Annotated in this window: 8 protein-coding genes; 5 read left to right on the forward strand and 3 right to left on the reverse strand. The window is 74.6% G+C overall.

The window, feature by feature from the left end; all coding sequences use genetic code 11:
* Nucleotides 1-5 precede the first annotated feature (5 nt).
* Complete coding sequence (locus tag J4709_RS26110) at nt 6-701, reverse strand: TetR/AcrR family transcriptional regulator (RefSeq protein WP_307801563.1); 696 nt, start codon at nt 699-701, stop codon at nt 6-8.
* Between the two features lie 135 nt (nt 702-836).
* Here J4709_RS26110 and J4709_RS26115 point away from each other — a divergent pair, with 135 nt between their 5' ends.
* The 3 genes from J4709_RS26115 to J4709_RS26125 all read left to right on the forward strand — a co-directional run bounded on the left by J4709_RS26115 (nt 837) and on the right by J4709_RS26125 (nt 6350).
* Entirely contained in the window at nt 837-1898 is a 1062-nt protein-coding gene (locus J4709_RS26115; RefSeq protein ID WP_307801564.1) for a FecCD family ABC transporter permease, read from the forward strand.
* A complete protein-coding gene (locus tag J4709_RS26120) occupies nt 1895-2923 on the forward strand; it encodes a FecCD family ABC transporter permease (RefSeq protein WP_208244433.1) in 1029 nt (342 codons plus the stop codon). The genes J4709_RS26115 and J4709_RS26120 overlap by 4 nt, the downstream gene beginning before the upstream one ends.
* A 67-nt stretch (nt 2924-2990) precedes the next feature.
* Nucleotides 2991-6350, forward strand: a complete 3360-nt coding sequence (locus J4709_RS26125; protein WP_208244434.1) for a non-ribosomal peptide synthetase — start codon at nt 2991-2993, stop codon at nt 6348-6350.
* 66 nt (nt 6351-6416) lie between these two features.
* Here the strand turns inward: J4709_RS26125 and entS are convergent, their stop codons facing one another.
* Nucleotides 6417-7661: an enterobactin transporter EntS gene (gene entS, locus J4709_RS26130; RefSeq protein WP_208244435.1), complete on the reverse strand. Its 1245-nt coding sequence runs from the start codon at nt 7659-7661 to the stop codon at nt 6417-6419.
* Between the two features lie 79 nt (nt 7662-7740).
* Here entS and panD point away from each other — a divergent pair, with 79 nt between their 5' ends.
* Together panD and J4709_RS26140 are read left to right on the forward strand one after the other, a co-directional pair.
* A complete protein-coding gene (gene panD / locus J4709_RS26135; protein WP_208244436.1) occupies nt 7741-8148 on the forward strand; it encodes an aspartate 1-decarboxylase in 408 nt (135 codons plus the stop codon).
* Nucleotides 8149-8151: 3 nt separating this feature from the next.
* Nucleotides 8152-9750 carry a (2,3-dihydroxybenzoyl)adenylate synthase gene (locus tag J4709_RS26140; RefSeq protein ID WP_208244437.1) on the forward strand — a complete coding sequence of 533 codons (1599 nt, stop codon included), beginning with the start codon at nt 8152-8154 and terminating at the stop codon, nt 9748-9750.
* A gap of 49 nt (nt 9751-9799) precedes the next feature.
* Here the strand turns inward: J4709_RS26140 and J4709_RS26145 are convergent, their stop codons facing one another.
* A complete protein-coding gene (locus J4709_RS26145) occupies nt 9800-11110 on the reverse strand; it encodes a salicylate synthase (RefSeq protein ID WP_232384077.1) in 1311 nt (436 codons plus the stop codon).
* Nucleotides 11111-11230 lie beyond the last annotated feature (120 nt).

Below are 11230 nucleotides of genomic sequence, written 5' to 3' on the forward strand. Positions count from 1 at the left end.
TTCTTTCATGGGCCTTCCTCGGTGGGAGCGCCGTCCCCGGCGCGGGCGGTGCGCCCGAATTCCCCGCTCTCGTACTCCTGCATGGCGGCGCGGGCGCGCGCCGCCAGTTCCGGGCTCAGCAGGCGGTCGTCGAAGACGTCGAACAGGGCGCGGCGCAGCCGCAGCGAGCCCTCGGGGGTGAAGGTGTCGACGCCCAGCACCCGCGACAGGTGCTCGTGCAGCACCTCCATCCCGATCGACATCGCGACGAGCGCCGCGGAGTAGGCGTGCACGTCGGTGGTGGCGGGCGCGTTCACTCCGGACGGCAGGTCGGAGGCGAAGTAGTTCTCGGTGGTGTCGACGAGGTCGTCGAACACCCGGGCCGCGGCGGGGGAGCCGTCGACGAGCGCGCGCGCGAGGTAGCGGCGCACCGGCAGGTCGATGCGCATCGCCTTCGCCAGGAACCCCGGGTCGCCGATCCCGTCGATCTTCTCGGCGCTGAGCCGGTGGATGGTGTCGAGCGCGTAGGCGTCGCACGCCTCGCGCAGTTCCTGCTTCGAGCCGAAATGGTGCTGGACGAGCCCGACCGACACCCCGGCCGCCTCCGCGATGCCGCGGAAGGTGGCGCCCTTCGTCCCGCGCTCGGCGAACATCTCCAGCGCGGCGTCCCTGATCCGCGCGCGCGCCGTCAGGTCTTCGGGTGCCGGGCCCGTCTCCGTCACGCTTCCGATCCCTCCCGTACAAGCGTTCAGTCTCCAATACAGATGTATACCATACGCCTGTATTGGCCGAAGGGTGAGCAAGTCCGGAGAGGAGGGGTGGAGATGGTGAGTTAGCTTAGGCTAGCCTTAGTAATCGTGCTGTCCCTCGCGCGGAGAACCCCCCGCACATCCCCGGCGAAGGCGGCCGCCGCGGCCCCCGCCCGGCGCCCGGCGGCCCGCTGGGCCGGGCTCGGCGTCCTCGCCGTCCTGCTGCTGCTGGCCGCCGCGGCGAGCCTGGCCGTCGGCGCCGAGCACGTCCCGATCGGGAAGGTCGCCCCGGCCGTGTTCGCGCCGGACGGGTCGCGGGACGCGCTGATCGTGCACGAGCTGCGGCTCCCGCGCACCCTCCTCGGGATCGGCGTCGGCGTCGCACTCGGCCTGGCCGGCGCGGTGATGCAGGCCCTCACCCGCAACCCGCTCGCCGAGCCCGGCCTGCTCGGCGTGAACGGCGGCGCCGCGCTCGCGGTCGTCATCGTCATCGGGGCGTTCCGCGCCGACGACGTCCTGGTCTACGTGTGGGCGGCGTTCCTCGGCGCCGCCGGTGCGGCGGTGCTCGTGCACGCGATCGGCGCGCGCGGGCGCGGCGGCACGTCGCCCGCGCGGCTGGTGCTCGCCGGCGCCGCCGTGAACGCGGTGTTCAGCGCGCTGACGGCCGGGCTGATGCTGCTCAGCCCGCGCGCCTTCAACGGCTTCCGGTTCTGGCAGGTCGGCACCCTCGCCGGACGCGACACCGCGGTCTTCGTCCGGGTGCTGCCGTTCATCGCCGCCGGGACGGTGCTGGCGCTGCTGCTGGCCCGTCCGCTGAACGCCCTCGGCCTCGGCGACGAGGCGGGCCGCGCACTCGGCGCGCATCCGGCGCGGACGCGGGCGCTCGGCGCCCTCGCGGTCGTGCTGCTGTGCGGGGCGGCGACCGCGGCCGTCGGGCCCATCACCTTCCTCGGCCTCGCCGTCCCGTACGCGGTCCGCGCGTTCGTCGGCCCCGACCAGCGCTGGGTGCTGCCGTACTCGCTGCTGCTCGCGCCCGTCGTGCTGCTCGCCGCCGACATCGCCGGACGCGTCGCCACGCCGGGCGAGCTGCAGACCGGGATCGTCACCGCGTTCCTCGGCGCGCCGCTGTTCATGGTGATCGTCCGGCGTGGAAGGACGCGTGAGCTATGAGCAGGGTGGTACGCGCCGGCGGGATGTCGGTGCGGTGGGAGCCGCGCGCGGCGCTGGTGTGCGGCCTGGTGGGGCTGGTCGCGACGGGCGCCGCCGTCCTCGTGGTCGGCTCCGGCGAGTTCCCGATCTCGCCCGCCGACGTGGTGCGCTCGCTCATCGGGCAGGGCGACCAGGCGACCGACTTCATCGTCCGGACGCTGCGGCTGCCCCGCGCCGTCACCGGCCTGCTCGCCGGGCTGGCGCTCGGCATGAGCGGGGCGGTCTTCCAGAGCATGTCCCGCAACCCGCTCGGCAGCCCCGACCTCATCGGCTTCACCACCGGGTCGGCGACCGGTGCGCTGCTGCAGATCCTGGTGTTCGGCGGCGGCGCCGTCGCGATCACGGTCAGCTCGGTCGCGGGCGCGTTCCTGACCGCGGCGGGCGTGTACGCGGTCGCCTACCGGCGGGGCGGCGGCGTGCACGGCGTCCGGCTGGTGCTGATCGGCGTGGCCGCCGCCGCGATGCTGGAGGCGGCGAACTCCTACCTCATCACCCGCGCGGAACTGCGCGAGGCGTACGAGGCCGCGTTCTGGCTGACCGGGAGCCTGAACGGGCGCGGCTGGGCGCAGGCCGTGCCGCTCGCCATCGCGCTCGCGGTGCTCGTCCCGGCGGTGCTGCTGCTCGCCCGCCCGCTCGGCATGGGGGAGATGGGCGACGACGCGGCGCGCGCGCTCGGCGTGCCCGTGCAGCGGACGCGCGCGCTGCTCATGGTGGCGGGCGTCGGGCTCGTCGCGGCGGCGACCGCGGCGGCCGGGCCGGTGCCGTTCGTCGCGCTCGCGGCGCCGCAGCTCGCGCGGCGGCTGACCCGCCGTCCCGGCGCGCAGCTGCTGCCCGCGGGGCTGGCCGGCGCCGCGCTGCTGGCCTGCAGCGACCTCATCTCGCTGCACCTGCCGGTGGCGATGCCGGTCGGCGTGGTCACCGGCGTGCTCGGCGGTGTGTACCTGGCCTGGCTGCTGCTCACGTCGGGGCGCCGCGCAGCGGCGTGAGGACGACTGCATTGACGGCGCCTCGTGATCAATTTAGGTTAGCCTTACCTAAGTTGAAGGGAGCTCCGTGCTGACCTGGGAAGAGCTGCACGCCGCATTGACCGACGTGCTGGGCGAGGACGCAGGACCCGGCGACAATCTCATCGAGCTCGGGATGGACTCGATCCGCCTCATGCAGCTGACCGGGCGGCTGCGCCGCCGCGGCGTCGAGGTGCGCTTCGCCGAGCTGGCCGAGCGCCCCACCCTCGCCGGCTGGTGGGACCTGCTCGCCGAGCGCGGCCAGATGGAGGCGCGCCCGCCGGAGCCCGCCCCGGAACCGGACGAGGGCGACCCGGACGGCCCGTTCCCGCTCGCCCTCATGCAGCACGCCTACTGGATCGGCCGCGACTCCGCCCAGTCGCTCGGCTCGGTCGCCGCGCACCTCTACGTCGAGCTGGACGGCCGCGCCATCGACCCGTCCCGGTTCGAGGCGGCCGTCCGCGCGCTCGCCGAACGGCACCCGATGCTGCGCGTCGCCGTCGGCGACGACGGCACGCAGCGGATCCTGCCCGAGCGCCCCGGGCCCGCCGTGACCGTCCACGACCTGCGCGGTGCCGCCGACCCCGGCACCGAGTTGGACCGGGTCCGCGCCGAGATGTCGCGGCAGCGGCTTCCCATCGAGGACGGCCGCGTCTTCGACGTCCGTCTCAGCCTGCTGCCCGCCGGAACCACCCGTCTCCACCTCGACGTCGACATGGTGGCCGCCGACGCGATGAGCTACCGCGTCATGTTGGCCGACCTCGCCGCGCTCTACGAGGGCGAGACCCTCGCCCCGATCCGCTACGGCTACGCCCGCTACCTCGCCGACGACCCGCGCGCCGCCGCCCGCGAGCAGGACCGGCGGTGGTGGGCGGAGCGGCTCGCCGACCTGCCCGGCCCGCCCGAGCTGCCGGTCGTCCCCGAGCCCGGCGACGAGGTCGAGCGCCTGCACCACTGGCTGCCGCCGGAGGAGAAGTCCCGGCTCATCGCCCGCGCGCACGCCGAGGGCGTCACCCCCGCGATGGCGCTCGCCGCCGTGTTCGCCGAGGTCATCGGCGCGTGGTCGGCGACCCCGCGGTTCCTGCTGAACCTGCCGCTGTTCCACCGCGAGCCCGTCCACCCGGACGTGGACTCGGTCGTCGGCGACTTCACCGGCTCGATCATGCTGGAGGCCGACCTCTCCGAGGACCTGCCGTTCGTCGCGCGGGCCCGCGCACTCCAGGCGAACCTGCACACCGCCGGCGCGCACAGCGACTACTCCGGCCTCGAAGTGCTGCGCGACCTGTCCCGGCTGCGCGGCGAGCAGGTCCTCGCCCCGATCGTCTACACCAGCGCGCTCAACCTCGGCGAGCTGTTCGGCGACGCGGTCCGCGAGCTGTTCGGCGAGCCCGCCTGGATCATCTCGCAGGGCCCGCAGGTGCTGCTGGACGCGCAGGTCACCGAGGTGTCCGGCGGGCTGCTGCTGAACTGGGACGTGCGCCGGCCCGCGTTCCCGGACGGTGTCGCCGAGGCGATGTTCGCCGCCTACGCCGCCGCGATCGCCCGGCTCGGCGCGGACGGCGCCGGCTGGGACGAGCCGCTCGGCATCGGCGCGACGCCGGAGCAGCTGCGCGTCCGGAACAGCCTCAACGGCACCGACGCCCCGCCGCCCTCGACCCTGACGAAGGGGTTCTTCGAGCACGCCCGCCGCACCCCGGGCGCCCCCGCGCTGCACTGGGGCGACGACGGCACGCTCACCTACGGCGAACTGGCCGACAGGGCGCTGCGCATCGCGTCCGCCCTGGTCGCGCAGGGTGTCCGATCCGGAGACCGGGTGTCCATCGAGCTTCCCAAGGGACCGGGGCAGGCCGCCGCCGCGCTCGGCGTTCTCGCGGCGGGCGCCGCCTACGTGCCGATCGGCCCGGAGCAGCCGGCCGCGCGCCGCGAGAGGATCCGCGCGAGCGCCGACGTCGCCGCGTCCGTCACGCCCGGGTTCGCGCCCGCCGCCGAGCCGCTGGCCGAGCCCGTCGCGGTCCGTCCCGAGCAGGTCGCCTACGTGCTGTTCACCTCGGGATCGACGGGCGAGCCGAAGGGCGTCGAGGTGTCGCACGGCGCCGCGATGAACACCATCGCCGACCTCGTCGGACGCTTCTGCATCGGCCCGGGCGACCGTACCCTCGCCGTGTCCGCGCTCGACTTCGACCTGTCGGTGTTCGACCTGTTCGCCCCGTGGACGGCGGGCGGCGCCGTCGTGATCCCGGACGAGGACGAGCGGCGCGACGCCGCACGCTGGAACGCCCTCGCCGCCCGGTGGTCGGTGACGGTGCTGAACAGCGTCCCGTCCGTCCTGGAGATGCTGCTGCGGTCCGGGCCCGTTCCGTCGCTGCGGCTGGTGCTGCTCGGCGGCGACTGGGTCGGCACGCACCTGCCCGGGCTGCTTGCCGAGCGCGCGCCGGGCGCCCGGTTCGTCGCGCTCGGCGGCACCACCGAGACCGCGATCCACTCCACGGTTCAGGAGGTCGCGGGCGAGGTCCCGGCGGACTGGCGCGCCGTCCCGTACGGGGTGCCGCTCGGCGGCGTCGCCTGCCGGGTCGTCGACGACCTGGGCCGCGACCGCCCCGACTGGGTCGCGGGCGAGCTGTGGATCGGCGGTGCCGGCGTCGCCGACGGCTACACCGGCGACCCGGAGCGCACCGCGGACCGGTTCGTCGTGCGCGACGGCGTCCGCTGGTACCGGACCGGCGACCTCGCCCGCTACCGCACCGGCGGCGTGCTGGAGTTCCTCGGCCGCCGCGACCACCAGGTGAAGGTCCGCGGCTTCCGCATCGAGCTCGGCGAGGTCGAGGCCGCGCTGCGCGACCACCCCGCCGTGGAGCGCGCCGTCGCGCTCGTCGCCGGGCACCGACTGTGCGCCGCGGTCACCCCCGCCGGCGTCCCGGCCGACGCGGTGCTGGCCCGGGCCCGCGACCTGCTGCCGCCGCACATGGTCCCGGAACTGCTCGTCCCGCTCGCCGAACTGCCGCTCACCGCCAACGGCAAGGTCGACCGCAAGGCGCTCGCCGCGCTCGCCGCCGCCGAGGCGGGTGAGGACGCCGTCCCTTACGCCGAACCCGCGACGTCCCTGGAAAGGGTGCTGGCCCGGATCGCCGCCGAGGTGCTGGGGAGGGAGCGCGTCGGCGCGGACGCCGACTTCTTCGCCCTCGGCGGCGACTCCGTCCTCGCGACGACCGTGGTCGCGCGGCTGCGCGAGGCGCTGGACACCTCCGCGCTGCCGGTCCGGGTCCTGTTCGCCGAGCGGACCATCGCCCGCATCGCCCGCCGCTTCACCGAGCTGGAGGACGCCCCCGGCCGCCTGGAGGCCGTCGCCGCGATCTGGCTGGAGGTCGAAGCGATGACCGACGACGAGGTCGCCGCGCATTTCGCCGGCTGACCGAACCCCGTTCACTTGCGGCGTGTCGTCCTTATGCGGCCCGTTTTAAGGACGACACGCCGCAAGTCAACGGTCGGGTTCCGGGCGGAGGGTGGCGGTGCGGAGGGTGGTCAGGGTGAGGGCGAGGACGAGGGCGAGGACGGCGCTGACCGTGCCGTAGACGACGATCGCCGAGCCCGGGGCCAGGTAGCGGCCGAGGGCGCCGGCGCCGAGCGACCCGATGGCGGTGCCGCCGGTCTCCTGCGCCGCCCACAGGGAGTTGACGCGGCCGAGATGCGAGTCGGGGGTGTGCGACTGGATGAGCCCGTACCGCAGGATCTCCTCGACGGACGCGGCGAAGCCGTATCCGAACAGGATCGCGACGGCGAGCGCCGGATGCCGGGCCAGGCCGGTGCAGGCCAGCAGGACGAACCCGGCGACCGACGCCGCGAGCAGCGCGAGACCCGGGACGCGCACCGACCCCGCCCAGCCGCTGGTGACCGACGCGAGCACGGCGCCGCAGGCCGGCGCCGCGTACAGCAGCCCGACCGTGGTGGGACCGCCGCCGAGGCCGTGCTCGGCGAACGCCGGCATCAGCACCGGGATGCCGCCCGCGACCATGAACAGCAGGCCGAGCAGCATCAGCGACCCGACGACGCGGTGCGACGCGACGAACCGCAGCCCGCCGGCGATCGACTTCAGCGGATGGCTCTCGGCCTCGTCGCGGCCTGCGGGTTCGAGTTTCGGGAGCGAGGTCAGCAGGCCGAGCGTGCCGAGGGTGCCGGCGGCGGCCGCCGCGTAGTTCCAGCCGACGCCGAACGCCGACACGACCAGGCCGCCGAGCGCGGGCGACAGCATCGACCCCAGCCGGACGGTGAGCGCGTTCAGCGCGCCCGCCGCGACGAGCTTGTCCGGCCCGACGAGCGCGGGCGTCGCGGCGAGCAGCGCGGTGACGGCGACGCCGGTGGCGAGCCCGTCCCAGGCGGCGAGGACGTACAGCGCGGCGGACGACGGGGACGGCAGGAACGCGTTGAGCGCGAGCAGCGCGAACGCGATGCCGGAGGCGGTGCGGGCGCGCAGCATCAGCCGCCGCCGGTCCTGCCGGTCGGCGAGCACGCCGCCCCACAGGAACCCGGCGAGCAGCGCGAAGCCCTCGGCGGCGGAGACGGCGCCGACCTGCACGGTCGACCCGGTCAGGGCGTAGACCTGCACGGGGACGGCGACGGCCAGCATGCCGATCCCGAAGACCGAGACGGTGCGGGCGATGAACACGTTGCGGAACGGCCGGCTGTCGCGCAGCGGGCCGATGTCCAGGGCGAGGCGCCGGAGCATCGTCGGGGGTTCTCCTCGAACGGGGGAGTAGCTAAGGTAAGCCTATCCTTAGTTGATCGTGAGAGAAGGGGCCCTCCCGGTGCAGCGCACGCTGATGAACGGAAAGATCCACCGAGCGACCGTCACCCAGGCCGACCTGCACTACGTGGGATCGCTGACGATCGACGCCGACCTGATGGAGGCGGCCGGCATCGCCGAGGGCGAGCAGGTCCACCTCGTCGACATCGACAACGGCGCGCGGCTGGTCACCTACGCCATCACCGGCGAAGCCGGCAGCGGGGTCATCGGCGTGAACGGCGCGGCGGCGCGCCTCGTCCAGCCCGGCGACCTGGTCATCATCATCACCTACGCCGCCCTCGACGACGCCGAGGTGGCCGCCCACGAGCCGCGCGTCGTGCACGTCGACGCCGCCAACCGGATCGTGGCGCTCGGCTCCGACCCGGCCGAGCCCGTCCCCGGCGCCCCCGCCCAGCTCGCCGGACGCTGAGCGATGCCGGACACCACCCGGGCCGCCCTGGACGGCTTCACCCCCTGGCCCGCCGAGCTCGAAGCGCGCTACAAGGCGGAGGGCTACTGGAAGGACCGGCTTCTCGGCGACGTCCTGCGCGGCGACCCGGACCGCATCGCGCTCGTCGCCGGCGACGACCGCCTCACCTACGCCGACCTCGACCGCCGCGCCGAACGGACCGCCGCCGGTTTCGTCCGGCTGGGCGTCCGCCGCGGCGACCGCGTCGTCGTCCAGCTGCCCAACACCACCGGCTTCGTCGTCGCGTTCCTGGCGCTCGTGCGGATCGGCGCGGCGCCCGTCCTCGCGCTGCCCGCGCACCGCGAGAGCGAGATCCGGTACCTGTGCGAGCTGGCCGAGGCACGCGCCTACGTGTGCGGCGAGACGGACGCCGGCTTCGACTACCGCGCGATGGCCCGGACGCTGCCCGTCGAGCACGTCGTCGTGGACGGCGACGCCCAAGAGTTCACCGCCCTCGCCGACCTGGACGCCGACCCTGCCGAGTACTCGCGTCCCGATCCCGCCGACGTCGGCGTCCTCCTGCTGTCGGGCGGCACGACCGGGCTGCCGAAGCTGATCCCCCGGACGCACCGCGACTACGTCTACAACCTGGAGGCCAGCGCCGAACTGTGCGGCTTCACCAGCGACACCGTCTACCTGGTGGTGCTGCCCGCCGCGCACAACTTCGCGCTCGCCTGCCCCGGCCTGCTCGGCGTGTTCGCGACCGGCGGGACGGTGGTGCTGGCGCCGTCCGGGTCGCCGGACGAGGCGTTCCCGCTCATCGAGCGCGAGCGCGTCACCGCCTGCGCGGCCGTCCCGCCGATCGCGCTGCTGTGGCTGGACGCGGCGACCTGGTCCGAGGACGACCTGTCCTCCCTCGACCTGTTGCAGGTCGGCGGCGCGAAGCTCGCCGCCGAACGCGCCGCCGAGGTGCCGGGCGTGCTCGGCTGCCGCGTCCAGCAGGTGTTCGGGATGGCGGAGGGCCTGCTCAACTTCACCCGGCTCGACGACCCGCCCGACCTGGTCGAGCGGACGCAAGGCCGTCCGCTGTCCCCGGCCGACGAGATCCGGGTCGTGGACGGCGACGGCAGGACGGTCGCGCCCGGCGAGGTCGGCGAGCTGCTCACCCGCGGCCCGTACACGCTGCGCGGCTACTACCGGGCGCCCGCGCACAACGTCCGCGCGTTCACGCCGGACGGCTACTACCGCACCGGCGACCTCGTCCGCGAGCTGCCGTCCGGGCACCTGATCGTGGAGGGCCGCGAGAAGGACCAGATCAACCGGGGCGGCGACAAGGTGTCCGCGGAGGAGCTGGAGGACCACCTGCTCGCTCACCCGGCGGTCCACGACGCCGCCGTCGTCGGCGTCCCCGACCCGATGATGGGGGAGCGGACCTGCGCGTTCCTCATCCTCCGCGACGCCGCGAAGGACGCGCCGCCGACGCTGCGCGACGTCAAGGACTTCCTGCGCGACCGGGGCCTCGCCGCCTACAAGTTCCCCGACCGGCTGGAGACCGCCGACGCCTTCCCCCGCACCCCGGTCGGCAAGGTCAGCAAGAAGGCCCTCGCCGCCCGCCTGCACTAGAAAAAGGCGCGCCGCCCTCCGGGAGGGCGGCGCGCCGTATGCGGATCGTTCAGGCGAGCGGGACGACGTACGGGGAGATGCTGGACAGCTTCTCGCAGGTCTCCTCGTACTCGCGCTCGGGCGTCGAGCCGCTGACGATGCCGGCGCCGGCGCGCAGCCAGGCCCGCCCGTCCTGGTTGTAGAGCGCGCGCAGGACGAGCGCCGAGTCGAGCGCGCCGGTGTGCGACACGGCGACGACGGCGCCCGCGTACAGGCCGCGCCGCTCCTCCAGCCCGCCGATCGCCTCGATCGCGTCGGCCTTCGGGATGCCGGAGGCCGTCACGCCGGGGAACAGCGCGTCCAGCGCGTCCCAGCAGGTGCGGCCGGGCGCGAGGACGCCGCCGACGCTGGAACCGAGATGCTGCACGCTGCCGCGCTCCTTCACCGTCATGAACCCGGTGACGTGCACGGAGTCCGGATCGCACACCCGGTACAGCTCCTCCTGCGACGTGCGGACCGACACGGCGTGCTCGAAGATCTCCTTCGGGTCGGTCTCCAGCTCCCGGCGGGTCCGCGCGTCGGCGTCGCCGCCGAACCCGAACGCGCGGGTGCCGGCGAGCGGCTGCGTCATGACGCGCCCGTCGCCGTCCACGCTGGCGAGGACCTCGGGGCTGAACCCGGTCGCCTGGAACCCGCCGAGGTCCAGCAGGAACGAGCGCGCCGGGGTGTTCGCGGCCCGCCCCCGCGCGTAGGTCGCGACGACGTCCACCGGGTACGGGACGTCCAGCCGCCGGGACACGATGACCTTCTGGTAGCGGCCCGCCGCGATGTCGCCGACGGCCTGCGCAACGCGCGCCCGGTAGGCGTCGCCGCCCTGCCGCACGTCGACCGGCGAGGGCTGCGCGGCGCGCGGCGGGGCGTCGGCCGTCAACAGGTCCGCGACGCGTTCGACGTCGCGCGGGTCGACGCCGGTCACGCGGGCGCGGCCGTCCTCCACGTCGACCTCGACGCGCGGGACGACGAAGTGCGCGAGCCGTCCGGACGGCCGGGCGGAGGCGAACTCGAACGCGATCCAGCCGTAGGCGTTCCAGGCCGGGAGCGGCGCGGCGGCGAACGCGTCGCGCAGCGCGTCGGCGGGCCGGCCGGCGTAGGAAACGGCCGCCGGCTCGCGGTCCGGCCAGCGGACGTGCACGGCGCCGGCGTCGAGGACGACCTCGCCGAGGACGCCGCCGGCGAACGTCCAGCGGCCGGGCCGCTCGTAGACGACGTGGTCGGTGAAGAGTCCGGACCCGGCCAGCCGGGTCATCAGGTCGAGCGGTGCGCGGGCGGCCTCGACCGCCCGTTCCGTGGGCTTGTCGTCAGTGCGCAGACCGGGGGACAAGGCAGTGGGCTCCCTTGGATGAAGAAGTCCGACAGGGGAAAAGTGCGGCTCTGTCGGGATTCGAGCCGAGAACTTAGGTAAGGCTAACCTTGTGCGATTTTGATAGGCAAGGCTAACCTA

Source organism: Actinomadura violacea, assembly GCF_017573465.1.
Lineage (GTDB): Bacteria > Actinomycetota > Actinomycetes > Streptosporangiales > Streptosporangiaceae > Spirillospora > Spirillospora violacea.

Coding starts and splice junctions, on each gene's coding strand:
- entS (WP_208244435.1), bottom strand. CDS start 7,661: ATGCTCCGGCGCCTCGCCCTGGACATCGGCCCGCTGCGCGACAGCCGG.
- J4709_RS26120 (WP_208244433.1), top strand. CDS start 1,895: ATGAGCAGGGTGGTACGCGCCGGCGGGATGTCGGTGCGGTGGGAGCCG.
- J4709_RS26140 (WP_208244437.1), top strand. CDS start 8,152: ATGCCGGACACCACCCGGGCCGCCCTGGACGGCTTCACCCCCTGGCCC.